The 25355-nt window shown below is 58.8% G+C and carries 21 protein-coding genes; 7 read left to right on the top strand and 14 right to left on the bottom strand.

The features are described from left to right. The first annotated feature begins 126 nt into the window (after nucleotides 1-126). The 3 genes from ACIPZ8_RS15510 to ACIPZ8_RS15500 all read left to right on the top strand — a co-directional run bounded on the left by ACIPZ8_RS15510 (nucleotide 127) and on the right by ACIPZ8_RS15500 (nucleotide 1924). Nucleotides 127-954 carry a helix-turn-helix transcriptional regulator gene (locus tag ACIPZ8_RS15510; protein WP_400724666.1) on the top strand — a complete coding sequence of 276 codons (828 nt, stop codon included), beginning with the start codon at nucleotides 127-129 and terminating at the stop codon, nucleotides 952-954. Between the two features lie 359 nt (nucleotides 955-1313). Then, nucleotides 1314-1556 (top strand): hypothetical protein, encoded by a 243-nt coding sequence (locus tag ACIPZ8_RS15505; protein ID WP_159411204.1) that lies wholly within the window; start codon nucleotides 1314-1316, stop codon nucleotides 1554-1556. A gap of 101 nt (nucleotides 1557-1657) precedes the next feature. Then, nucleotides 1658-1924, top strand: a complete 267-nt coding sequence (locus ACIPZ8_RS15500) for a DUF3077 domain-containing protein (protein ID WP_400724662.1) — start codon at nucleotides 1658-1660, stop codon at nucleotides 1922-1924. Nucleotides 1925-2038: 114 nt separating this feature from the next. Here ACIPZ8_RS15500 and ACIPZ8_RS15495 read toward each other — a convergent pair whose 3' ends face one another. Next, nucleotides 2039-2866, bottom strand: coding sequence for an HNH endonuclease (locus tag ACIPZ8_RS15495; RefSeq protein WP_400724659.1), 828 nt, complete (start codon nucleotides 2864-2866; stop codon nucleotides 2039-2041). Nucleotides 2867-3525: 659 nt separating this feature from the next. Between ACIPZ8_RS15495 and ACIPZ8_RS15490 the strand changes: the two genes are divergently transcribed. Then, nucleotides 3526-4917, top strand: a complete 1392-nt coding sequence (locus ACIPZ8_RS15490; RefSeq protein WP_400724656.1) for a tyrosine-type recombinase/integrase — start codon at nucleotides 3526-3528, stop codon at nucleotides 4915-4917. 118 nt (nucleotides 4918-5035) lie between these two features. On the opposite strand, the gene ACIPZ8_RS15485 is transcribed toward ACIPZ8_RS15490, so the two are convergent. The 6 genes from ACIPZ8_RS15485 to ACIPZ8_RS15460 all read right to left on the bottom strand — a co-directional run bounded on the left by ACIPZ8_RS15485 (nucleotide 5036) and on the right by ACIPZ8_RS15460 (nucleotide 13450). After that, on the bottom strand, nucleotides 5036-5770 hold the full coding sequence (locus ACIPZ8_RS15485; protein WP_400724653.1) for a transporter substrate-binding domain-containing protein: 735 nt from the start codon (nucleotides 5768-5770) through the stop codon (nucleotides 5036-5038). 56 nt (nucleotides 5771-5826) lie between these two features. Further along, nucleotides 5827-7080, bottom strand: coding sequence for an OprD family porin (locus ACIPZ8_RS15480; RefSeq protein ID WP_400724650.1), 1254 nt, complete (start codon nucleotides 7078-7080; stop codon nucleotides 5827-5829). A gap of 95 nt (nucleotides 7081-7175) precedes the next feature. Continuing rightward, nucleotides 7176-8492, bottom strand: coding sequence for an MFS transporter (locus ACIPZ8_RS15475; protein WP_400724647.1), 1317 nt, complete (start codon nucleotides 8490-8492; stop codon nucleotides 7176-7178). A gap of 62 nt (nucleotides 8493-8554) precedes the next feature. Further along, nucleotides 8555-9607, bottom strand: coding sequence for a lactonase family protein (locus ACIPZ8_RS15470; RefSeq protein ID WP_400724644.1), 1053 nt, complete (start codon nucleotides 9605-9607; stop codon nucleotides 8555-8557). Between the two features lie 115 nt (nucleotides 9608-9722). Next, nucleotides 9723-12395, bottom strand: coding sequence for an aconitate hydratase AcnA (gene acnA / locus ACIPZ8_RS15465; protein ID WP_400724642.1), 2673 nt, complete (start codon nucleotides 12393-12395; stop codon nucleotides 9723-9725). Between the two features lie 149 nt (nucleotides 12396-12544). After that, complete coding sequence (locus tag ACIPZ8_RS15460; protein WP_400724639.1) at nucleotides 12545-13450, bottom strand: LysR family transcriptional regulator; 906 nt, start codon at nucleotides 13448-13450, stop codon at nucleotides 12545-12547. Between the two features lie 330 nt (nucleotides 13451-13780). Here ACIPZ8_RS15460 and ACIPZ8_RS15455 point away from each other — a divergent pair, with 330 nt between their 5' ends. After that, entirely contained in the window at nucleotides 13781-15016 is a 1236-nt protein-coding gene (locus tag ACIPZ8_RS15455; protein ID WP_400724636.1) for a lactonase family protein, read from the top strand. A gap of 39 nt (nucleotides 15017-15055) precedes the next feature. Here ACIPZ8_RS15455 and ACIPZ8_RS15450 read toward each other — a convergent pair whose 3' ends face one another. The 4 genes from ACIPZ8_RS15450 to ACIPZ8_RS15435 all read right to left on the bottom strand — a co-directional run bounded on the left by ACIPZ8_RS15450 (nucleotide 15056) and on the right by ACIPZ8_RS15435 (nucleotide 20315). After that, nucleotides 15056-16240 (bottom strand): c-type cytochrome, encoded by a 1185-nt coding sequence (locus tag ACIPZ8_RS15450; protein WP_400724634.1) that lies wholly within the window; start codon nucleotides 16238-16240, stop codon nucleotides 15056-15058. A 35-nt stretch (nucleotides 16241-16275) separates the two neighbouring features. Beyond that, nucleotides 16276-18039: a GMC family oxidoreductase gene (locus ACIPZ8_RS15445; RefSeq protein WP_400724631.1), complete on the bottom strand. Its 1764-nt coding sequence runs from the start codon at nucleotides 18037-18039 to the stop codon at nucleotides 16276-16278. Between the two features lie 7 nt (nucleotides 18040-18046). Further along, the gene (locus tag ACIPZ8_RS15440; RefSeq protein ID WP_400724628.1) at nucleotides 18047-18790 is read right to left on the bottom strand and encodes a gluconate 2-dehydrogenase subunit 3 family protein; all 744 of its coding nucleotides are present in this window, start codon (nucleotides 18788-18790) and stop codon (nucleotides 18047-18049) included. A gap of 142 nt (nucleotides 18791-18932) precedes the next feature. Continuing rightward, nucleotides 18933-20315, bottom strand: a complete 1383-nt coding sequence (locus ACIPZ8_RS15435; RefSeq protein ID WP_400724625.1) for an MFS transporter — start codon at nucleotides 20313-20315, stop codon at nucleotides 18933-18935. Nucleotides 20316-20427: 112 nt separating this feature from the next. Between ACIPZ8_RS15435 and ACIPZ8_RS15430 the strand changes: the two genes are divergently transcribed. Next, nucleotides 20428-21318, top strand: coding sequence for a LysR family transcriptional regulator (locus tag ACIPZ8_RS15430; RefSeq protein WP_400724622.1), 891 nt, complete (start codon nucleotides 20428-20430; stop codon nucleotides 21316-21318). Between the two features lie 48 nt (nucleotides 21319-21366). Here ACIPZ8_RS15430 and ACIPZ8_RS15425 read toward each other — a convergent pair whose 3' ends face one another. From ACIPZ8_RS15425 to rraA, 3 genes are all read right to left on the bottom strand, one after another. Further along, nucleotides 21367-22695, bottom strand: a complete 1329-nt coding sequence (locus ACIPZ8_RS15425; protein WP_400724619.1) for a CitMHS family transporter — start codon at nucleotides 22693-22695, stop codon at nucleotides 21367-21369. A 206-nt stretch (nucleotides 22696-22901) separates the two neighbouring features. Continuing rightward, entirely contained in the window at nucleotides 22902-23564 is a 663-nt protein-coding gene (locus ACIPZ8_RS15420; protein ID WP_400724616.1) for an aspartate/glutamate racemase family protein, read from the bottom strand. After that, entirely contained in the window at nucleotides 23561-24052 is a 492-nt protein-coding gene (gene rraA, locus ACIPZ8_RS15415; RefSeq protein ID WP_400724613.1) for a ribonuclease E activity regulator RraA, read from the bottom strand. Before rraA ends, ACIPZ8_RS15420 begins: the two co-directional genes overlap by 4 nt. 226 nt (nucleotides 24053-24278) lie before the next feature. On the opposite strand from rraA, the gene ACIPZ8_RS15410 reads away from it, so the two are divergent. Next, nucleotides 24279-25349, top strand: coding sequence for an isocitrate/isopropylmalate family dehydrogenase (locus ACIPZ8_RS15410; RefSeq protein ID WP_391137861.1), 1071 nt, complete (start codon nucleotides 24279-24281; stop codon nucleotides 25347-25349). Nucleotides 25350-25355 lie beyond the last annotated feature (6 nt).

The following is a 25355-nucleotide window of genomic DNA, read 5'->3' as shown; positions in this document are numbered from 1 at the left end:
AAAACAGCCGCCTCCATCCACCGCACCACCGGCCACGCGCCGCATCCACAAATTAGGTATCCTGCCCAATAGCCCTAAGGGGCCACCTAAAACAATAAATCATGCCTTTTCCCCAGGGAGCACAGCATGGAATTCTGGCCACTACGCCCCTCCACGACCGACTTCCGCCTGAGCATCGAGCAAACCGCCACCCTGCTCTCCCGCACCCGCGAAAGCCACGGCAAGCTGCTGGCCGCCGACATGCTGAAACTGGTCAGCGCCCAAGTCCCCTTGGCCCAGTGCACCATCTTCGCCTACAGCCCCAACCGCAGCCCGCAGATCATCTCCTTCGCCGACCGCGCCCGGATGATCGAGCTGCCCAGAATCTCCAGCAACTACGCCGAACGCTTCTACAGCATGGACGGCAACCAACAGGCCATGACCGCACGCCCTGCCCTGTCGACCACCGATCGGATCATGGTGCAACGCCAAGGCATCGAAGACATTGCCCACCGGGAATATCGACGCATCTGCTACGAGCTGCCGCAAATATCCGAACGCGTTGCGCTGCTGACCCATTGCGAGGGTAATCGCTGGCTGTCGGTGAACTTCTATCGGGGGCGTGAACATGGGCGTTTTTCAGCCAATGAGATCAATGTCATCGAAACAGCGGCGCCGCTGATCGTACAAATCTCCCGGCTGCATTACCGCGCTTATCTCGAAGCCAATGAAATGTCGGCGCTGCTCAGTGAGCGGGTTGTCAGCCTGTACCCGGAACTGACTCGGCGTGACCAGGAGCTGCTGCAGCTGATGCTGGCTGGGTGTGAGGTTGAGGGTATCAGCGCGAGCATGGGTATTCAGCTGTCGAGTGCGGCTACGTATATCAAGCGGCTTTATCGCAAGTTGGGGATTTCCGGGCAGCGTGAGTTGTTGGCGCTGGCTACACAGCGTAAGTGGTCGAGTCAGGTTCACTGACGCTTATGGCCGTTACAAGTTGTTACGGCGAACGGCTAAAAAATCAGATTTAACCCCTTTTCTGTAGGACGTTTCCCAAAGATACTCGCTGCGGCTGTTATTCGTTGCATACGCTAAAAGTGGACTCTAGTCTCGGCATGTCGTTGCCATTCAACGACCGGGTTTAGCCGCCCGAACACGTCCGACACCACAGCCGTGCAATACCGAGTCATCGGCAGTTGCGCCTTTATGGCGGCTGTACGTGGGGCACCTTCGGGTGCGCCGGGTGCCTGACGTCCCGGTCGGCTAACCCGCGTACAGCTGCCACCCATTCGTTTAGCCGCGTTTGGTGGCTGCTCCACTACGACAGGAGCCACACCATGCTGAAGATCGTTCCCGATCCGCCTCACAATCTCCACTCCCTCGAAGACACGCTGATGATGGCGGCTGACTACGCACTCTGTGCCGAAGTCGTTGCCCAGCAGGCGATGCTGATGCAGCCCAAGTCACCGGTGTCCTTGTTGATCATGACGTCAATGCACGAGCTTGATGCTCTGCGCAAATTGCTCGAATCGGCGCTGGTTCAAATACAAAAGCCAGCGGATCCGCAGACGCTGCATTAATCCGCATCATGATTTGCCTGGCCTGGCGATTTCGTCTGTAGGAGCTGGCTTGCCGGCGATAGGGCCAGCCCAGGCAGTTACAACTTCAGGGAGATGAACCAATGGCCACCGAAGAAACCAAATTCACAGTCGGCAAAACCACCTTCTACCAAGGTGATGACCAGACCCATCCCCTCTTCCGCATCGAACCCGGTATCCCTTGCCAAAGCGCCCGCGAACAAGCCTCTGAACTGATGGGCTACGTCCGCGACCTGACCATCGACGGCCTGATGGAAGACAAACCCCAACTGCTCTGGGCCTCGCACTACCTCAGTGCGCTGGCCAAGGCCCTGCTTGATGATGCCGAACTGGGCATGATGAAAGATTGAAATAACCCCTCCAGCAGCACCTGCACCGCCCACCCAGTCGGAGCCTCGCTTGCCGGCGATGGGCCGCAAAGCGGCCCCAACAACCTAAGCCCCTGCGCCCAACTCCAGGAGAACTCACTGCTGGGAGTCAGTCTGCGCTAAAGGCTCGAATACCCATCGCCCACGCACTATCCCTCTCAATTGATCGATGCTAAGAGTCATATCCCGCTTGCGGTGGACGACTGCATGACAGTTGGCGCACAACGTTACGAGATCAGTCTCAGGATCAACAGCTTTCTCACCACCTAACTCCGAAATCGGTACTACATGGTGAACATGAATGAAGCCCTTCGCGTGTTCACCATAAGCCTGTTCGAAATCAAATCCACATCCTTTGCAGTCAAGGCCATGGATAGCAATAGCCTTCATTCTCAGATCTTTTCGGCGCTCATAGCGTGTTCCAAAGTAGCTGGACTTGCTACCTTCATTGGCAGATTCGAAGGTAAATGGATCGCCTTCCACATTTGACACATCTGCCTCTGCTTGCGAAGGCTGGATCGTCGCATGGCTTAAAATGGTATCGAAATCGGCTTGGGATATGGGCCGAACCCCGTCACGCCAATAGTTTTTTACGCGGGTGGCAGGGATAGTCTCTAGGTATGCCCCATCAATTTTCGAAGGAACAGCACCTTCAAACAGCGCGAAGTTCTCGATCAGCGCGTAAAGGTCCCCCTTATCACTACCAGTATCTGCGTAGACCTTACCGATGCGCGCCTTACCAAAATAATGCGGATCAGCACTCAGGCGAACGGAGGCAAACGTTTTGTCCTTTATGCGCCCTTTGTAGTAGATCACTTCGGTGCCCGGCACGAGCAAGGCTTGGTAGCGCTTCGGGAAGTGGTAGACAGCGCCTGTTTCGTCTTCCCACTGCGAAGTGTCATTCTCAACTATGACGACGGACATCTCTTTTCCTCTCGAGTGATGGCAAAAGCCTATCAAAAAAGAGGAAAATTCCTACCGCATTTGTAAAAAATGGACCACTCCATTAGGTCGATGGCTTATCCCGTAATGATTGATAACTCCAAAGAGCGCCGGCCATATGAAAGTCCAAGAGGCACCACCCCCTCATGCGTATAAGGCAGAAAAGGGAGTTGGCTTATAACGCATCGATGATCTTTGCTACCTATGGTGCACTCACGCAGTGCTAACCCTTAACTCAACTTCGTTGGACGCGGGTTCAAATCCCTCCGGCAAATCAGAATCCAAAGCCATACGCCCGATCTCGCCCTAACCGACCCCCGGAATAGCGCGACCAGAAAACGAAGCCGTTGAGAATCACCAACTCCAGAAACAAAAAAGCCACCCGAAGGTGGCTTAGTTGTTTAAATAATGGTCGGGACGGAGTGATTCGAACACTCGACCCCTTGCACCCCATGCGCATTCTACGTGGATCTTCATGGATGTCAATGGCCATCCTTGGCAGGCCCAGGCCCAGTAAAATCGGGCACTCCAGCCCCGCCCGACTACCACCTCAATCCGCCAGAATCCACCGACAGCCGAGTCACCCGGTGGGGTAAAAGTGGGGTAAAATTCGAGCTAACTTGTTCAAGCTGGGGTGAGACATGGCCAAGCTGACTGCCAAAAAATTGGAAGCTTTTACGGCTGACGATCACGGCACTATCCTCCGAGAAGACGGTGGGTTAGTCGCAAAAGTCCGCGCTGGAGTGCGTGGCGTAACCATACTCTTTCGCTTCGAGTTCAAGCACGAAGGCGTGAAACGCGACTTGAGCTTAGGCAGCTGGCCAAAAAAATCGCTAGCCCAGATCCGCGCCGAACGCGACGAAGTGAAGGCCGTTACCACCAAAGGCATTCTTCCCGCAGCTGCTCGCAAGGCCGCCAACATAGAAGCTCAGGCAGCCGTAGCCGCCACCATTGCTCAAGCCGAGAAGAGCATTGCCGAAAATAAGACCGTTTCTGAACTCTTCGAGGATTGGATTCGCGACGGTGTGTCTCGCGAGGATGCAAACGCAGAGCTCCGTCGGAGCTTTGCCAAAGATGTACTCCCTATAATCGGGAAGAAGCCACTACGGAGTCTCACCGAGAAGGACCTGCTCACAGTTCTGCGCTCAGTGAAAGCCCGCGGGCTGAACCGCACCATCGTGATTCGCAGTAACGATATCGGCCAGATGCTGCGCTGGGCCGAGAAACGCAAGCCATGGCGGTCGTTAATGGTCGATGGCAACCCCGCAGACCTGATAGATGTGAAACAACTGCTAGATCACGATTATCAGGAGGAGCGCAACCGCCTGCTCTCTCCGGACGAAATTCGCGAGTTGCGTGATATTTTCGCCCGTTTGGAGCTCGACTACGAAGCTCTGGATCCAGGCCAGAAATACTCAGGCGTCCGCCCGGCCAACAAACGTGTGCAATGTGCCGTATGGATTTGCCTTGGTACGCTCTGCCGCATCGGTGAACTGCTGAAAGCCGAATGGAAGCACCTGGACCTCGAAAAGGGGAACTGGTTCATTCCGGCCGAGGCCACCAAGGGGCATAAGGGGAAACGCCAAGATCATCACGTTTTCCTATCCGCTTTTGCTTTAGAGCAATTTAAGTTGTTGCAAGCACATACCGGGCATACGCGTTTCTGCTTCCCCAGCAGAGACGAGAATAGTCACGTCGATACAAAGACTATCAGCAAACTGATAGGCGACCGGCAGTGCAGCCTAAAAAATCGCAGCAAACCGCTGCCTGGCCGCCATCACGATGACTCGCTGGTGTTAAGTCAAGGAACAAAAGGTGAATGGACACCGCACGACTTACGTCGCACTGGAGCGACTCTGATGCAGAAATTGGGCGTTAATCTGGACATCATCGACCGCTGCCAGAATCACCAACTTGGAGGTTCAAAAGTCCGTCGGCACTATCTGCATTATGATTATGCGAAAGAAAAGAGCGAAGCATGGCACGTCTTAGGCGTGCACCTTGTAAATATTCTTTCGAGCTCAAGCAAATGATCAGTGACGCGGGAAACGAGACTCGCATCGGGTCTGCGAGGCTCTAGAATAAAAGTGCCGCAGCTATCCCTGAAACAGAGATAGCTGTGATTCTGAAGACATTTTTTGGCTTTACAGATCAGTCGTGTGGATCTGCACTGACGTCAGTTTGCCCCGTAGCCAACAATGCTCCACGCACGAAACCACTGCGTAGGCTGCGCTCGACATAATCACGCACATACGCCGCTGCTGTATCTTTACCTCTGGGCACAGCCATAGCCTGACGAATAGCAGTGAACGCGCCATCGAGCACCCGATAAGCAGCATTGCCATCAGCAACCTTCTGCAAAGGTTGGCGCACGCCTGCGGCAGCATCCAGGCCTTGTTCAATGAACAGATCGACAGCACCCGCAGAAGTCTCGGCGCGGACCAGTTCGGCATGCTTCAGGGTACGGCTGAGATACAGATCGTAAGCGGCGCCCTTCCCAACGCCCAGACGTAATCCGGCTTCATCCAGATCGTCGACATGGATGAACGGAGCTTCATCCTTGACTAGGTAAGTGCCCTCAATCAGGACGTAGGGCTCGCTGAAGAAGATCTGCTCTTCGCGTACTGGTTCGATAGCGAGAAAAGCGAGGTTCCATGCCCCCTCCTCCAGCGCGGCGAACACCTTGCCCGCCGCATCGAAAGTTCGCATGCTCAGCGCGACGCCCAGCTCTTCAGCCAGGGCTTTTGCCAAAGCGACCGAAACCCCTTGAGGATCACCATCTGGGCCGCGCTGGGCAAGGACTGGGTTACCATAGTTGATCGCGGCGGTGAGTACACCATCAGGAGCAAGTTCGGCCAGGAGTTGCGGGGTGATAAGGGTGGACATCAGTTGTTCTCCATTTTCCAGGCGGCCCCATCGGCGGATGGGACCCCGATTGGGTATCACCAGATAGGCAAGGTGTAGGACACGATCAGGCGGTTTTCGTCAACGTCACGGGTGAAGCTGGAGCGGTAAGCAGCATTACGCCAGCGAATGCCGACATTCTTCAAGGGGCCGGCCTGAATCACGTAGGCGATGTCAGTGTTGCGTTCCCATTCGTGCCCTTCATCTGCCTGAGTCGAAGGGTTGGCATGGTCCCCACGGATGTAGCGCGTCATGAAGCTGAGGCCCGGGATACCAAGCGCGGCGAAATCATAGTCGTAACGCAACTGCCAGGAACGTTCACCCGGCTCGGCAAAATCGTTGATCTGGATGTAGTTCACCAGGTAGGCGTCGGCACCGTTGAGGAAAGGAATCGAGGTGTCGCCGTTCATCTTCTGTAGCCCCAACCCGAAGGCATGCCCGCCCAGGCTGTACGTGAACATCCCGTTGAGCGCTCCACTGTCAATCGCACCGCCCCGCGCCCGGCCGGCGTCGTCACTGCGCATGTAGCGCAGATCGCTTTTCAGTTTGCCTGGACCGAGGTCCAGCGTGTGAACCACACCGAAGAAATGCTGCCGGTACACATCTTGCAATTCCGCGTACTGATAGCTCAGGTTGAGCTGTTTGCCGATGGCATAGTCGGCGCCACCGACCCAGTAGTCGTCAGCCTCGACGCTGCCGGCGAAACGCCGGTTCTTGTTGTTCAGGCTAAGTTTGACGGGGTTGGTCGAGTCGCGGTCAGTCACCCGATCAAACCGAGCGCCAGTCAAGGTCAACCCCTGGATTTCCTTCACACTCAGCACACCACCTTCAAATGTCTGCGGCAGGATGCGTCCGGTGTTGGCCTGCAGGGTAGGCAACTTGGGGATGAACGTACCGTACTTGAACTCGCTGGCCGAAACGCGAACCTTGGCGGTCAGGCCAACGCGACTGTACTCATCGGCCGCGCGGCCGTCGTCATGTACCGGCAGCAATCCCGAGCCAGCCCGATCAGGGCTCGAGTCGAGCTTCACGCCAAGCATGCCCAGCGCATCCAGGCCAAAACCGACGGTACCCGGTGTATAACCTGAGCGGAAATCGAACAGGAAACCTTGCGCCCACTCAGCGCGCTTGGACTGCCCATTGCCATCGCGGAAGTCGCGGTTGAAATAGAAGTTCTGCAGTTGCAGGTTGGCTTTACTATCTTCGAAAAAGCCTTCGGCATTGGCGGCGCAAGCGGCCAGGCAAGGAGACAGAGTGAGCAAGGTTCGCAGGATATTTTTGTTGTTGTGCATCTGACGTTTCCGTTTTTCAGGCGTGCGGATGCCGTGGCCCATCAAGAGCCAGGCGTTAGCGGAGGTAACGGGGGCTGCACAGCAACCCCAAAGGTTCAATGCGCGGAGGCGGCCATTGGTTGCCCAGGTTCCTTGTTGCTGACCCGCATGAACAAGGTCATGACGAAGGCCAACAGCAACAGCCCACTGAGGAACATCAGGCCGGTCGCAGCACTACCAGTTTCGCCCTTGACCACGCCGATCAGCGACGGCCCGGCAAAGCCGCCGAGGTTGCCGATGGAGTTGATCACTGCGATGGAAACCGCAGCGGTGGCGCGGTCGAGGAACAGCGTGGGCAGCGCCCAGAATGGCGACTTGAAGCTGTACAGGCCGGTGAGCGCGACGCAAATCATGGCCATCGAGGCGACCGGGCTGGGTAGCATCGCCGCACCTACCAGGCCCATTGCGGCCACAGCCAAGGGAATGGCCGAGTGCAGCTTTCGCTCATTGCGTCGATCGGAGCTGCGCGACCACGCAACCATCAGGATTGTCGCGACGATGTAGGGCACCATGGCGATCAGGCCGATCTGCGTATGAGTCAGGCTGCTGGAGAAGCCCTTGATGATCTGCGGCATCCAGTAGCCGACACCGAGGCTGCCACATTGGTAGACGAAATAGATGAACGCCAGGTACAGCACCTTAGGGTTGACCATGGTCTTGAACACACTCAGGCGCTTGACGTTCTTGCGGCTCTGACGGTCGCGCTCAAGCTCTGCTAGCAGCCACACCTTCTCCGCCTCGGTCAGCCACTTCGCCTGCTCGGGTTTGTCGGTCAGGAAGAAGAAGCACGCCACCCCGAGGAACACTGCCGGCACACCTTCGAGGAACAGCATCCAGCGCCAGCCGCTCCAGTCGAGCCACTTGATGTTGTCCATGATCCAGGTCGAAAGCGGCGCGCCGATGATATAACTGACCGGGATCGCCGCGGTGAACAGGGCTACGGTGGTGGCCAGCTCTTTGGAGCGGAACCAGTAGGTCAGGTAGACGATGACACCGGGGAAAAAGCCGGCCTCGGCCACACCCAGGAAGAAACGCAGCACATACAATTGATTGGCGGTCTGGGCAAATGCGGTGGCGGCGGCAATCGCCCCCCAGGTTACCAGGATGCGGGCGATCCACACCCGTGCACCGTACTTGTTGAGCATGACGTTGCTGGGTACTTCGAACAGGAAGTAACCTATGAAAAATATCCCGGAAATGAAGCCGAAGGCCTCGCTGGTCAAGGCGAGGTCCTTGTTCATTTCCAGTGCGGCGTAGCCGATGTTGGCTCGGTCCAGGTAGGACACGATATAGAGCAGGAACATGAAGGGGATGATGCGCAGGGTGATCTTTCGGACCGTGGCCTGTTCATCGACAGTCTTATTGTTGTTCATGGCGTCCTCACTGTGGAGCGGCGCTGGGCCGCCCCTTTTCATTGTTATCGTTGCAGAACGGTTCAGGCAGAGAAAACCATGCATACCGGACTACCGGTCGAGACCGAAAAGTCCGTTCTGCTCAAGCGTCCATGCTGCGCATCGACTGCCAGGGCTACGATGCTGTCGCTGTCTTCGTTGAGGGCGAAGACGAAGCGTTGGTTGGGGGTCAAGGCAAAGAATCGTGGTGTGCGCCCGGCAGTGGGCGCCACATCGACCAGCGTCAGCAGGCCGCTATTGGTGTCGATGGCGAACACCGCGATGCTGTCGTAACCACGATTGGAGGCGTAAAGAAAACGGCCGCTACGGTCGACCTCGATCTCAGCAGCGCGACTGTTGCCGGTGAAGGTCGAGGGCAGCGACGACAGCACTTGCAGCGGTTGCAGCGCACCGCTTGCGGCATCGAAGCGATAACTGGTCACGGTCGAATCCAGCTCATTGACTGCGAAAGCCAATGGCGCACTCGGGTGCAGCGCGATGTGCCGAGGCCCCGCGCCTTCGCGGCAGGCCACGAAAGGTTGCTCCGCCGGCAGCAACCTGCCATCGGCGAAGCGGAAGCTGAATATCCGGTCCAGGCCCTTGTCAGGAACCAGCACGAACTGGCCCGAGGCATCGAACGGATTGAAGTGGGGTTTGGCGAAGGACTGCTCGATTCGGTGAGGACCGACCGGTCCCTCCAGTTGTACTAGCTGGCTGACCTCACCCAAGCTGCCGTCGGCGTTAACGTCAAGCACGGCCAGGGTGCCAGTAATGTGATTGGATACAACCAGATACCGCTCGCTAGGGTCCAGCGCCAGATGCACCGGATTGCGCCCTTCACAGGTCTGGGTATTCAGCCAGCTCAACGTGCCATCCTGGGCACTGACCTTGAAGGCGCTCACCTCACTGCGGTCACCATGCACGGCGTATAGGCGGTCGCCGGCACGATTGAGTGCAAGAAAAGACGGGTTGACCAGGTCGCCCAGTACCTGGACGAGGTCCAGGGTGCCCAACTGCTGGTCCACACGGTAGACCGAGATGCCATCGCCCCGCGCGTTGCGCTCGCGGGTGGTACGGGAACCGACATAGGCATACATAGATTGTTCTCCGGTTTAGAGGTGCGTGACAGGCACACGGTGACCTTCGTCCACGCAAGCGCCGGCCATACGGTGGCATCACTGCCACCGCCGATGATCTCTGGGTCCCTACGCCTTATTGGCGGGTACGCTTGACGACCTTGCGAATGACATAGGGCAGCACGCCACCGTTGCTCAGGTAACGGATTTCCTGCAGCGAATCGATGCGGGCGACTAACTGGATTTCGTCGCGCTGGCCACTGGCCCGGTGAACGATCATGCCGATACGGTTATCACCCACGCCCAGTTCGTCGAGCCCAATGAAGTCGAAGTGCTCACTGCCATCAAGGCTCAGGTCTTCCACGCCCTGCCCTGCTTCGAACAACAACGGCAACACGCCCATCCCGATCAGGTTGCTGCGGTGGATGCGCTCGATGCTGCGCGCTACCACTGCACGCACGCCAAGCAGGGCTTGCGCCTTGGCCGCCCAGTCGCGACTTGAGCCTGCGCCGTAGTTGATGCCGGCGAAGATCACCATGGGCGTTTCGGCGTAGCTCTTGGCGGCATCGTACAGTGGCTGGCGCTGACTGCGGTCGGCATTCCAGGCCCAGGCGCCGGGGCCAGGCTGCTCATCACCGAGCAGGCGGTTCTTCACCGATTTGTTGGTGAAGGCACCGCGTAGCATGACCTCATGATTGCTGCGCCGGGTGGAGTACTGGTTGAGGTCCTGTGGGTCCTCACCCCGCTCAAGCAACCATTCGCCGGCCTGGCTGTTGGCCGGGATCGCGCCAGCGGGTGAGATGTGGTCGGTGGTGACGTTGTCGCCCAGCACCATCAACGGCCGCGCGCCCTGGATGGCCAGGCTGGCCTTGGGCTCGGCCTGGATGTCGGCCAGGTACTGCGGCCGGCGCAGGTAAGTCGAACGGGCGTCCCAAGGGAACTGCACGCTGCCTTCGGCCGACAGCGCCTGCCAGTGATGGGTACCGTCCCACACTGTGGCCAGCCGCTGGCGGAAGAACTCTGGCTTGACTACTCGGGCTACCAGCGCGGCTACTTCCTCATCGGAAGGCATCAAGTCGTGCAGGTATACCGGATTGCCCTGCGCGTCGTAGCCGAGCGCATCCTGGGTGAGGTCGGTGTCGATGTTGCCGGTGATGGCGAACGCCACGCACAGGGCCGGCGAAGCCAGGTAGCCGGCCGGCACCTTGGGGTTCACCCGACCTTCGAAGTTGCGGTTGCCAGACAACACCACGACGCCCCTCAAACCCTGGTCGGCGAAGGCCTCGACATGCTCTTCGAGCTTGCCGGAGTTACCAATGCAAGTCATGCAGCCGAACCCTGCCAGCTCGAAGCCAAGCGCAGAAAAATCCTGTAGCAAGTCGGCTTCTGCGAGGTAATCGGCTACCACTTGCGAGCCTGGCGACAGCGAGGTCTTGACCCAGGGTTTGCGCTGCAGGCCAAGCCGGCGGGCATTGCGCGCCAGCAGGCCGGCCTGGATCATCTGCGCCGGGTTGGCGGTATTGGTGCAACTGGTAATCGCCGAGATCACCACGGCGCCGTGGCTGATCGGCTGGCCGAAGGAGGGTTCGAAGAATTGTTCGGCCTTCGGTCCCGCAATCAGGTTGCCGCCGCCAAGTACTTCGTCCTTGAACGAGGGGCCCGAACGCGACAACGGCTGGCGCTGGTGTGGTTGATACGGCCCGGCGACGCTCGGCTCGATGCTTGCCAGGTCGAGTTCGATGAGTTCGTCGAACTCGGGCTCAGGCAATACGTCGCGCCGATGCAGGTTTTGAACATGCATGTAGCTGGCGGCCTGCAGGCACAGTGCCTCCGAGCGACCCGTCAGCTTGAGGTAGTCCAATGTCTGGTCATCGAATGGGAAGAACACTACGGTGGCGCCATACTCCGGGGCCATGTTGGACACCGTGCCACGTGCTGCCCAACTCAGGGTAGTCAGCCCTGGGCCTGTAAATTCCACGAACTTGCCCACTACAGAGCGTTTACGCAGGATCTCGGCAACATGCAGCGACAGGTCGGTCGCCGTGACACCGGGGCGCAAGGCGTTGGTGACCCTGAAGCCAATGACCTGCGGGAAATTGATCGGTACCGGCTCACCAACCATCGCAGCCTGCCCTTCCAGACCGCCTACGCCCCAGCCCAGGACACCAATGGCATTGATCATCGGCGTATGGCTGTCGGTGGCAACCATGTCATCCGGGTGCAGCAGGCGCTCGCCGTCTTCAGTGCGGCTTTCCCACACCACCTTGGCCAAGGCTTCCATGTTCATCTGGTGAATGATGCCGGTACCCGGCGGGATCACGCCGAAGTTATCCAGGCTTTTTTGCGCCCATTTGATGAAGCGATAACGTTCACTGTTGCGGCGAAAATCGATGTCGAGATTCTGCTCGACCGCCTCAGGCTCGGCGTAACGTTCAACGATTACCGAGTGGTCGATGGTCAGCACCGCCGGAATTTGTGGGTTCATCGCAGCCGGATCGCCACCCAGCTCGGCGACCACGTCACGCATCCCGGCAAAGTCGGCCAGCGCAGGCAGGCAGGTGGTGTCATGGAACATCAAACGGTTGGGCTGGAACGGCACTTCGCAATCCGGCCCCTGGCCGATGGCGCGCGCCAGCACGGGCTCGAGAGCCTCGGGCGTACACCGGGCGACGTTCTCCAGCAGGATGCGGATCGAATAAGGCAAGCGCTGCAATTGGCTTGGGGTCAGCAGCTTCTTCAGGTCAACGTAGGCAAATCGCACCTGGTCGATTTCCAGGTGACTCATCAGGTCGCGGGCAGTCTCGGTCATGCTCGGTTCGCTCGGCTTCTTATCGTTTTAACAGCACTGGCATTGCAATCAGTCCTGTCGATGAACCGATACTAAAAGCAGCCTGCCAGGTTGAAAATTGGTCATTCGCCACGACAGCGTTCGTCAACCGAGAACGCTCGGAATCAGACCTATGGGGTCAGCCGCAAATGATCGATGAAGGTTTTCAGTGTGGCGGAGGCTGCGTCATATTTTTTCACCACCAGCAGCAGCATTCGCTTGGCCCACGGCTCGTCGAGTGTTACCGCCTTGAGTTTGTGGCTGCGCAGATACTGACTGATCACGCTGCGTGGAAGCACGGCTATGCCCAGCCCGTTCGACACCATCCTGCACATGCAATCGAAGCTGCTGACGCGGATACGCAACTGGGGCGTCATGCCGAGCTTGGCAGCCTCGGCGGTCAGCAGGGTATGCATTGAGCTGTCCAGGTGAGGCCCCACCATTTCATGGGCCAGCACTTCCTTGAAGGTCACACGCTCGCGATGTGCCAACGCATGCCCAACGGGCACTGCCAACGTCAGTTCGTCATGGCGGTACGGATAGGTTTCCAAGCCTTGGGTCGGGGTTTGCTCGGCGATGATCCCGAGCTCGGCACGCCCATCGGCGACCGCACGCACAACCGCTGAGCCGACGCGCTCCTCGATGTCGAATTTTATCGCGGGGTAGAACCGGGAAAAGCTCGCCAGATCCTGCGGCAGGAACTGGGACAGGGCTGAAGTAATGGCATGCAAGTGGATATGCCCTTTGACACCACTGGCGTACCCGCTCAGTTCGATGTCCAACTGGGCCATCGTTTGCTTGATCTGGCGGGCATGAAACAACAGCGACTGGCCTGCTGGCGTCAGCTCCACGCCCCTCGCGTTGCGCACCAGCAACGGCGAGCCGATCTGTGCCTCTAGCTCGGTGATGCGCTTGCTGATTGCTGAGACCGCCATGTGCTTGATGCGACTGGCGCGGGTGAGGTTACGCTCCTGCGCGACCGTGATGAAAAGATCAAGGCTGGTAAGGTCGTAGAGCACGGCATGAGTCCTCGTCATAGCCCACACAACTCCGGGCCGGCCATTCAAAACAGCCTCATTATTGATCTTTAGGTCACAAAAATACAGTCCATTACACTCTCACCGCCCCCTTTCCATGAGTCGAGAGTGGCACTGTGATGAGTGCACTCGCAGTGAAGCTGATAAATCTGGTTGGCTGTTTCCGTATCGCTTGGTGATACCGATCCGTATGCAGCAAATTGTGGGGAGCGCTCGCGACCCGCTTGCAAGAAACTGAGACACCTTTCATTATTGCTTTTGTGCAATCTCAAATACAATTAAAGCAGCCATCTTCACGCTGGCACTGCACAATCAGGAAAGCTGAATTCCATGAAAAAGAACATGATTACCCTGCTGCTGGCAGCCGCCCTGCCAACCGCGACTCTGGCTGGCTCCGCCCCCAAAGAACCAGAGTTGCTCTATGCGAGCCTTGGTGAGCGTATTCTCGCCTATCGAGTGGATCCCGACGCCGCAGAACTGCACCCGCTTGGAGAAACGCTGGCCCCGGCAAACTTGCAGTTCGCGGTGAAAAACTCGACAGGCAGCATGTTGTACGTAGTTTCCAGCAACGCTGGCAACGGTACCCTTGGCGCCAAGGGTGATACCCATGTGCTCCAGGCCTATCGCATCGACGCCGCCTCCGGCCGCCTGGTGCAGGTCGGAGAGAATGTGAAACTTCCAGAACGCCCCATCAATTTGGGGCTTGATCGCGGCGATCGGTTTGCCATCGTGGCTTACAACCAGTCAGCGACCCTAAGCGTCCACCCGATCGGTGCCGATGGCGGCGTCGGGAACGCCGTGGCTCAGGGCCAGGTTCCTCAGGCAGGCATTTTCACCCATCAGGTGACCTTCACTCCCGACGATCGATACGTGATAGCACTCGCCCGCGGCAACGATGCTGTCAAGCAAGTCCCGGATCAGCCTGGCAGCATCAACACCTTCTCGCTCGACGCACAGGGCTTGTTGCACAAGGTCTCCAGCCAGGCGATCGACCGGGGCATCGGCCCTCGCCACCTCGCTTATCACCCAAGTCAACCCTGGGTCTACATGGCGATGGAAAGGGGCAACAAGCTCTACATGTATTCACGCGACGCCGATGGTCGGCTGGCGGAGCGCCCCACTTATGTGAAAGACACACTGAAAAGTCTCGACAACATGGAGTTTCCGCGTCAGCGCGGTGGCGTGATCCAGGTGTCGCCAGACGGGCGCTTCCTCTACGTGAGCAACCGCGCCGACGCCGCTACCGAGCGAGACGGCAAGCGCGTCAACAATGGGGGGGAGAACAATATCGCAGTCTTCGCTATCGACCCCCTCACCGGCGAACCGCGTCGCATCCAGATTGTCGACGGCCACGGCATCGAAGCCCGCACCATGCAGGTGGACCCGTCCGGCAAGTTGCTGATCGTGGCCAACCAGCTGACCCAGTGGGTCAATGACCACGGCACGCTGCGCAAGGAACATTCGAACCTTTCGGTATTCCGTATCGAAGATTCAGGCAAGTTGCAGTTCGTGCGCAAATACGACATGGATGATGAGAGCAAATCGCTGCTCTGGATGGACATCTGAATCACGCCGAGCCCCGCATTGCGCGGGGCTCGATCGTTTTCAGTGGCCGGCAGCCAGGTCTTCGCGCACAGCGCGGGCCTGGTCGGCCGTCACGGCAGGCGCAGCGTTATCCCAGGTGTTACGAATGTACGTGGCCACCGCCGCCACCTGGCTGTCGTCCAGGCGCCAGGCAAAGGACGGCATGGACGGGCCGGTCGGCGCGGCATCGGTGGCAACCGCCTGAGCCCCTTCGAGCACCACACGCAGCACCGTGGCGGGGTCGTCCGCCAGTACCGCACCGGCATTGCGCAGAGACGGGAAAATCTTCTCCACACCTTCACCATTGGCCATGTGACAGGCCGAACAGTTGTCAGCGTACAACGCCTTGCCCGCCACCATCGCCTGGGTTTTCGAGTCCACGGACTTGGGCGATTTGAGTCCAGTGTCCAAGCTCTTGATGTAGGTGGCTATCGCGTTCAGGTCTTCGTGCTTCATGAACTGGGTGGAATGCATCACCACTTCGCCCATGGGCCCGGAGGCGGCCGAAAAGCGGTTGCGCCCGGTCTTCAGGTACTCGACCAATTCGGCATTGCTCCAGCCGCCGACGCCCCGGTATGCATCGCCCGTGATGGTTGGCGCCACCCAACCTTGCAAGGTGTAACCCTGCAGGTGACCGTCGGCGGTATCGCCGCCCAGCAGGTTTTTCGAGTTGTGGCAGGTGCCGCAATGAGCAAGGCCTTCGGCCAGGTAGGCGCCACGATTCCATTCAGCGCTCTTGCCTGGGTCGGGCTTGTACTCACCCTCCTTGAAAAACATCATGTTCCAGCCATACAGACTGGTCCTGACGTTGAACGGGAATGGCAACTGGTTGGCCACCACTTTGTTGTGGACCGGCGGCAAGGTGGCCAGGTAGGCACGGATCGCCAGCAGATCCTCGCGCTTGACCTTCGTGTAGGCCGTGTAGGGAAACGCGCCATACAGCAGTTCACCGTGGTGCCCAACGCCTTTCTGCAGGGCCTGCACGAACTGCTCGTCGGTCCAGGCACCAATGCCTGTTTCGCGGTCTGGGGTGAGGTTGGGCGCGACAAGCTTGCCGAACGGCGTCTCGATGGCCTTGCCGCCGGCCATCACTGGGCCGTGCTCGCTGGTATGACAGGCCGTGCAGTCACCCACAGTGGTCAGATAGCGGCCTTTTTCGATATCAGGGAAGAACGCGCTGTCCGCGTGGGCGGCAGCGGATAGCATGAGCGAAGCAGCCATTGCTGCGGTGGCTGTCCTAATCATGCGTGCACCAGCGGGCCAGGGTTCTTCAGGTACTGAGTGCGGATCGCATGCGCGGCCCAGTAAGCCAGTGCGCCCACCGTCGCGGTGGGGTTGTAGCCGGCATTCTGTGGGAAAGCAGAGCCGCCGATCACGAACACGTTGGGTACGTCCCAGCATTGCAGGTACTTGTTGACCACGCTGTCACGCGGGTTGTCACCCATGATCGCGCCACCGGTGTTGTGGGTACTCTGGAACGGCACAATGTTGTACGGCCCTTTCGCCGGCTTGGCCACGATCTGCCGTGCACCCATCGCGCGCGCCACGTCAGCGGCCTTGTCGGTGACGAAGGCGGACATTTTCAAGTCGTTCTCCGGGAAATCGAAGGTCAGCTGCATCATTGGGCGGCCGTGACGATCCTTGTAGGTAGGATCAATGCCCAGGTAGTTCGAGCGGGTCGGGTAGGAACTGCCCTGGGTGCGGACCACCGTAGTGCTCAGGTAGTGCTGCTTGGTCGCAGCCTTCCAGCCCTTGCCCCAGCGTGGCGTGCCCGGTGGTGTCATGCGGTTGCTGATCGGCCAGCCGCTGGTGACGTTGGACATGATGCAGGCACCGCCGAAGAAGCCCAGCCCCGAATGGTCGAAGTTGTCACCGTTGTACTCATCACAGGCCTGACCCACGCCACCACCGGCGATGAAGGGGTTGAAGTTCTTGTCGTCGAAGAACGCCTGCACGCTGGAGTTGGTCTGGTAGGCGTAGTTCTTGCCGATCAGACCGGTCTCGCTGACGGGGTCGTACGGCTTGCCAATGCCGGATGCGAACAGCAGACGTACGTTCGGTACCGAAAACGCCGTGAGGATCACCAGATCCGCAGGCTGCTCGTATTGCTGACCACTGGCATCGACATAGATCACGCCGACAGCGCGCTTGCCAGACGCATCCAGCTTGACCTGCAGCACTTCCGATTGCACCTGGGCCGTGAAGTTACGCCGACGCATCAGCGCCGGGATGATGTTGGTCTGCGGCGTCGACTTGGAGTAGTTGGCACAACCGCAGCGCGAGCAGTAACCACAATAGGTGCACGGCGCCATCGTGACGCCGTAGGGGTTGGTATAGACCTTGGAGGCATTACCGCTGGGCGTAGGGAAAGGCCGCAGCCCCATCTTCGCAGTGGCCTCGGCGAACAGCGTTGGCGCATAGGTCATGGGCATCGGCGGCAACGGGAATTCGCTGGAGCGATTGCCTTCGAACGGGTTGCCGCCCGGCTGGTACTGGCCGTTGAGCATGCCGGCCTTGCCACCGATACCGGCCATTTTCTCGAACTTGTCATAGAACGGTTCGAGTTCATCGTAAGTCACGCCCCAGTCACGAACCAGCAGGTCCTTGGGGATTGCCTTGGCACCATAACGTTCGGTCAGGTGCGAGCGCAGGACGAAGTCGGTTGGGTTGTAGCGCCAGGTCAGGCCGCTCCAGTGGGCGCCCGAGCCGCCCAGGCCGGTACCCAGCAGAAACGAACCGTACTCGCGCATCGGCAGCGCTGTCTGGCCGTAGGCATTGCGGAAGGTGTAGGTGTCCTCCGCGGCCGTGATCATCAATTCTTGCTGGATCACGTAGCGCAGTTCGTCCTGCACGTAGCCGGGGTTGAAATCGGTGCCGGTATCGCGCCATGGTCCGCGCTCGAACGCGACCACGTCCAGCCCTGCCTCGGCCATTTCGATCGCCATGATCGAACCGCACCAGCCCAGGCCGACAATCGCCACATCTTTCTTGGGTAACTTGATCATCTGACTCTTACACCTTCCAGTCTGGACGACCGGCAATACTCACGGGAGGGTTCGGATAGGTCTGTCCGTGCTTGTCGATCCAGTCCAGGTAGTCGTAGCGCGAGCCTGGGTAGCCGATCATTTTCCAGCTCACCATGTCGCGGTTACCGCCGTAAATCGGATCGGCGAAGAAGCCTTCCATCGTGCGCGACAGCAGCACTTCGAAGAATGCGCTGCCCTGAACGGCGTCGGGCAGCTCCACATGGCCGTTCTCCAACCCTCTCAGCAGCGCTTCGCGGTCGTGCGCGGCCAGTTGAGCGAACGGTTGGCCAAAGGCAGCCTTGCAGTGCTTGTCCAGTGCAGCCAGGCCCGCGCGCATCTGCTCGGCGGGTGTCAGCGGCGACTGCGGGCCTTGGGTAGGCAGCCCTTTGGCGAAAGGGCCTTGCAGGTACATGCGCGCCCCCTGCCCTTGCGGCCCGGACATCTGACGATCGATGTAAATGGCGCAACCGGCGTCTTTACCGCTCAGGCTCAATTCATCAGCAGGAATCAGCGTTTCTACGATGGCTTCCACCGCCAGCCGCTCCTGGTCGTTGAAGAACGTCCAGTTATGCGGGTTGATGTCGGCAGGCGGGTCAGCCGCGCCAGGTGTCCAGGGCAACGCTTGGCCACCGACGATGGTGGCAGCGTTGCTGAAGGACGAGCTCACCGCGATGAGCGTTCCGGCGCCCAGTAACTGGCGACGAGTGATCCCATTGGGTGTTTCTTTCATACAGGCCTCTCAGGACAATCACGAGCGGCCGGCATGTTAATGGATTTTGTAACATCAAAATACAAAATTTAAATTAATATTGCTCAGATCTGACCGGCAGCAGCGGGCTTGCCTCGGTTGATTCGACACCTGCGCAAAGCGTTTACCCTTGTAAAACAAGGGCGCCAGCATCACGGCGCATTTTCCAGCTATCCCATAAAGCTACCGCCGCAAGTACAGACACGCACACAAATGCAAACTGAAAATCCTGCACACTCGGAATCCCCGCGCTGCCGTGAGTGAGCATTGCCGCGCGCAGCAGCAACGCACCAATCGCGATTCCCAGCCCCATACTCAACTGAAACGCCATGCTGAACAGCGTGGATGCGTCCCGCATGTCGGCCGCAGGAATTTCGCAAAAGCCAACGTTGTTGTAGGCAGTGAACTGCAGCGAACGCGAGAGCCCTCCCATGAACAGCAGCAAGAGAACCAGGTGTTGGCTGCTTGATCTGTCAAGCAGCGCGCAGCCACCGATACACAGCACGCCCAACCAACCGTTGATCAGCAATACGCGCCGAAACCCCCAGCGCTTGAGTATCCCGGTGGTAAACACTTTCATCACCAGGTTGCCAGCAAACACAGCGATCATCAGGCTCCCTGCCGCGATAGCGGAGAAGCCGAACGCCAGTTGGAACATCAGCGGCAACAGGAACGGCAGTGTGCTGATACAGACCCTGAACAGCGAACCGCTGACGAATGTAAGGCGAAAGGTGGGAACACCCAGCACTGCAAGCTTCACCAGTGGCTCCGGTACCAGGCGCAGGTGACGCACGCCAATTGCGCCAAGCAACACTGCCGACAACAGCACAAGCGCTGCGACCCAACCCTGGGTACTCGCATGGCCCAGCATTTCGAAGGCTGATAGCAGCAGCACACAACTACCCGATACCCAAACGAAACCCAACCAGTCGAATGCGCCCCGGCTCCCTGCCCGATGATCATCGAGCAAACGGCTTGCGATGATCAGTGCGACAATGCCGACAGGCACATTCAGATAGAAAATCCAGGGCCAGGAAGCGTGCGTTACCAACAAAGCGCCCACCGGCGGCCCAAGCACGGGCGCCACCAGCCCAGGCACGGTAATGTAGCCAAGCGTTCTGACCAGGTCCTTCTTGTCGGTCGCCCTGAGCACCGCCAGCCGCCCCACGGGCACCATCAATGCCCCGCTTACGCCTTGCAGCACCCGTGCGGCTACGAACATCTCGAGACTTTGACTCAGACCACACAGCAGGGAAGACAAAGAAAACGCGGCAATAGCGACGGTGAAGGTGGTACGGGCGCCGAAGCGATCTGCTGCCCATCCGCTGAGGGGTATGAACGCAGCCATCGCCAGTAGATAGCAGCTCATGCCAATGCCGAGGTCGACCGGCTTGACGCCAAAGCTGCGCGCCATTTCCGGCAGCGCTGTGACAATCACAGTGGCATCGAGGTTTTCCATGAAGAACGTCGCCGCTACCAAAAAAGCAATTTGAGTTGATCGGTTCATGTCGCGTTGTCATTCCTGCCTGTGAATCAAGGTCACAGCTTAACCACCACAAATTGGAATAGAAAATTCATTAATGTAGGGTTAGGCATCTATTTCCGTGATGACTTACGCCATGAACCTGAAAGCCCTCAAATATGCAGTTGAAGTTGCCCATACGGGCAGCTTCACCCGCGCCGCTCAATGCCTGCATGTCGCGCAATCCGCGCTGAGCATGGCAATCGCACGCCTCGAACAGGAGCTCGGGGTTACCCTCTTCGAACGCAATGCCAGAGGCGTAACCGTCACGGCCGAGGGGGAGCGCTTTCTGCGGCGGGTGAACTTGACGCTGCAAGAGCTTGCCTGCGCCCGGCAAGAGTTAGGCGCGCTCAATCAATTGGCATCGGGTGAGGTGCGGCTCGGTTTTGCTCCCATGTTCGGGATGGGGCGCCTTCCGTCCTGGCTCGAACAGTTCCACCAGCGTTACCCAGGTGTACGCTTCAAGGCACTGGAAGGGGGCGGCCAGGAAGTGGGCTTGCGGCTGGAATCACGAGAAATCGACATAGCACTGATGAATGCCCGCAGGGTGAAACCCCACTGGCGCTCTGCGCTGGTCGACGCCGATGAACTGATCATCGGCGTATCGCCGACACATCCTCTGGCGCGGCATGACACCCTGTCGCCAGAATGCCTGCACGAACAGTCCATGGTACTACTCGACGGCCGCTTCGCTCAGCGCGTGATGCTGGATGAATACTGCAAGCTCCATGGCATTGCATTCCACACCGTGCTGGAAAGCAACGATGCACCACTGGTACTGCAAGCCGCTCAACGAGGGTTGGGCGCTACAACGATATTCCGCTCCAACATGCAGGCGAGTAGCGGCCTGACAGGCATTCCATTCGAGCCCCCTCAGCACTTGCAGTTCAGCCTTTGCTGGCGGGCCGACGAGCACCTTTCCTTGGCAAATCGGCGCTTCATCGAATTCGTCACGGGCACAATCCTGCCAGCCGATGCTCGCCATTGACCGGCTGAAAAATCATGCAGGCCTGGCGGCCTGAATGAGCTTCTGGGTTCAGGCTGCACTCCAGGGGAACAACCCAAACGCCATGCTCACCAGCATGATCACCATGCACAGGGCAAACGCCCACTTGAGCGTGTATTTCTGGTGGTCGCTGAACTCCACGCCAGCCAGGCCGCAGAGCAGATAAGTCGAAGCCACCAGCGGGCTGAGCAGGTGGATCGGCTGGCCGACCAGCGAAGCCCGGCCGATTTCGGCGTGGGTAATGCCGTACACCTCGGCCGCCTTGGCCAGTACCGGCAGCACACCATAATAGAAGGCATCGTTGGACATGAAGAACGTCCCCGGAATACTGGCCAGTGCAGTGATCGGCGCCATGTATGGGCCCCACTCCGCCGGCAGCATGTTGAGGAAGCTCTTGGACATCGCATCCACCATGCCGGTACCGGACAGAATGCCGGCGAGAATCCCTGCCGCCAGGAAGATCGCGATCTGGTTGAGCGCGGTCGGCGCATGCGCGGAGATACGCCGACGCTGGTCCTGAATGTGCGGGTAATTGATCACCAGCGCGCATGCGAAGGCGACCATGAACAGGATTGCCAGTGGCAACAATTCCATTACCAGGCCAGCCATCAGAGCGACGGTCAGCGCAGCGTTCAGCCAGAACAGCTTTGGTCTGCGCAGTTCGGCATCTTCATCAGACAGTGAAGGCGAACCAACATCATCCTCATCGAATGTAGCGCTAGTCGAGCCAAGCGGTTGCGTCAGCTTGCCGAGCCGCTGGCGCTCGCGGGTACCGATGAACCAGGCCAGCAGCAGTACGCCGAGAAAACTGATGATCAGCGTCGGAATCAGCGGCAGAAACAGATCGGCAGTGTCTACCTGCAGCGAAGCGGCGGCACGCGCCAGCGGCCCGCCCCACGGAAGCAGGTTGGTGACACTGGCCGCAAGGATCACCACGCAGGTCAACGCCAGCGGATCCAGGCGCATGCGCTTGAACAACGGCAACATGGCCGTGACCGTGATCATGTAGGTGGTCGAACCGTCACCGTCGAGCGACACCAGGCCTGCCAGCAATGCGGCGAACACCACGGCCTTCATCGGATCGCCACCGATCAACTGGATGAATTTCTTGATGATGGGATCGAACAGGCCGGTATCGAACATCAGGCCGAAGTAGAGAATGGCGAACATCACCATGATGGCTGTTGGCGCGACCTTGCGCAGGCCTTCGATCATCATGTCGCCCATGTCCGGGCCAAAGCCCCCGATCAGCGCGAAAAGGATCGGCACCGTGGTCATGGCCACCAGAGGTGACAGGCGCTTGGTCATGATCAGGGCCATGAAGGTCACGATCATGCCATATCCGAGGAACGACAGCATTTGTACCACCTTGACTTGAAATACAATTATTATTGTGTGTCTACGCCGTGAATGTCGCGCCTGGGTCGACGGTGAAAAACGCCGGCGGTGCCTGAACCGCCTTCAGCGCGACCAGGCATGCCAGGCAGATTCACCCTGCGCACCCCCGGTCGAACTTGAAAAATACCAACGTGCACCTGAGCATCTACAAGCGCAAATGAGCCTGCCTAAGCATCAAGTAGTCGCTTCATCTTGAGCACCGCGCTGTCTGGCGTCGTCAGAATTGGAGTGTCTGTAAGCTCAGCGCAGCCGCTGGCCGCAGAGGTCATCGAGAACTGGGCGAAACAGATGACATCGGCATCGGCAAGCGGCGAGATCATCTCGCCAATCAGTCGGTCATGCTTGGCATGATCCCCTTGATGGAGGGCTTCGATGGCAGCCGGGCTGACGGCATGCTGCAACTGGACTTGCTTGCCCTGAGCACTGGCAGCCGCCATCAACTCCTCTGTCATCGAATCGATTGCCGGAGGGAAGGTTGCCAGCAACACTACCCGCTCACCATGCTCCAATGCTTCTTCGAGCATCGCTTCGTTGGGTTTCAGAACGGGTATATCCATGCCCTTCTTGCAGGCATCGATCGCCTCGCCGAATGCCGAACATGTAAACAGGATGCCATCAGCCCCTGCTCCGCGCGCATACCGCGCTAGTTCAAGGAACCGATGCTTGAGCGGCTCGGTGACGGAGCCTGCGCTGCGCAGATCACGCGAGAGGGAATCTTCCAGCAAGTTGCACAGTTCGGCTTCTGGCCACAGCCGCGCAAAGGCATCGTTGATCGGCGCGACCGCCACGGGGGTGGCATGTATCAGAAAAACACGTTTCGCCGCCATCATGCTGCCCCCTCGTCGAACGGCGCATCGAGCACCAGTACACCATCCTCGTCGGCAAACAATTGATCGCCTTCAGCAATCACCTGGCCGGCAATGGTCACACTCAGACCTAGCTGGCCTTCATTGCGCTTGGTCGACTTTGCGGGGGTCACGCCCAGCGCCTTGATTGCAATCGGCAAGGTACGCAATACAGCCTTGTCACGTACGTAACCATAGACCAGCACACCCGCCCAGCCGTGGCGCAACAGATCTTCAGCGATATGATCGCCGAACAGGGCGCAACGGTCACTGCCCCCGCCATCGATCACCAGCACCTTGCCCGCGCCGGGGGTGGTACTCAACTCCTTGATACGCGAGTTGTCCTCGAAGCATTTCACGGTAACAGCGCGGCCTTGAAAGCCTGCCTGCCCCCCCAGATCCTGGAAAATCGGCAACAGCACCTTTGCCCTGGCGCCGAATTCGTCGCACAGATCAGTCGTCTTGATACTCACCGCATTCACTCCGTTAGTCGTAGACAAAACAAATGTTGCATAAATTGGTTTTACATGCAATAAAATGCAAAGCGCCCGGATCACCAGCGAGAGCTGCTACCGGAGACAGCATCGGTCGGACGACAGTCGATCGCTCCGATGATTGTACTTCGTCGCTTTAACGTACACCCTGTGGCGCTGACGACGAGCCGCTTCATCTACGAACAAAAATGCTTAGGAGAGTGTGATGCGTATTCTGGTTCTTCCCTGCGATGGTATCGGTCCTGAAATTGTCGAGTCCTCGATGTCGGCACTGCAGGCCGTCAACAAGAAATTCGACCTGGGCCTGAGCTTCGATTATGACGACGTCGGCTTCGTCAGCCTGGAAAAGTACGGCACCACCCTGCGTGACGAGGTGCTGGAAAAGGCCAAGACCTACGACGGCATCATCCTGGGCACGCAATCCCATGCTGATTACCCGGCACCGGAAAAAGGCGGCCGTAACGTCTCGGCTGGTTTCCGCATTGGCCTTGACCTGTATGCCAACGTTCGCCCGGCGCGCACCCGCCCGTTCATTGAATCGAACATGAAACCAGGCAAGAGCATGGACCTGGTGATCATGCGCGAAGCAACCGAAGGTTTCTATCCGGACCGCAACATGTCTCGCGGCTGGGGCGAAGTGATGCCTTCCCCGGACATGGCGCTGTCGACCCGCAAGATTACCCGCCACTGCAGCGAGCGTATCGCCCGCCGCGCCTTCGAACTGGCCATGAAGCGCAACCGCAAGGTCACCGCCATCCACAAGGCCAACAGTTTCCACATGACCGACGGCCTGTTCCTGGAGTGCGTACGCAACGTTGCCAAGGACTTCCCGGAAGTCAAACTCGACGACCTGCTGGTTGACGCCTCCACCGCCCACCTGGTGCGCAGCCCGGAGCGCTTCGACGTACTGGTCGCCACCAACTTCTACGGCGACATCATCAGCGACCTGGCCAGCGAGCTGTCCGGCAGCCTCGGCCTGGCCGGTTCCACCATGCACAGCGATATCCACTGCTGCGCACAAGCCCAACACGGTTCGGCCCCGGACATCGCCGGCCAGGACAAGGCGAACCCGGTTTCGATGATCCTGTCGGTCGCGATGCTGCTGCAGTGGATGGGTGAGCAGCATGCCAAGCCTGCACTGGGCGAAGCTGGCAAGGCCATGGAGCAAGCGGTCGACGCCGTGCTGGAAGATCCGGCCAAGCGCACCGCCGACCTGGGTGGCAAGCTGGGTTGCCGCGCCTTTGGCGAGGCCGTCGCCGCCGTCATCGCTGGCTGATCGACA

The sequence above is a fragment of the Pseudomonas sp. NPDC089422 genome, from assembly GCF_044749405.1.
Lineage (GTDB): Bacteria > Pseudomonadota > Gammaproteobacteria > Pseudomonadales > Pseudomonadaceae > Aquipseudomonas.
The sequence above is the reverse complement of the archived record's forward strand: the minus strand, read 5'-3'. Positions and strand labels throughout refer to the sequence as shown.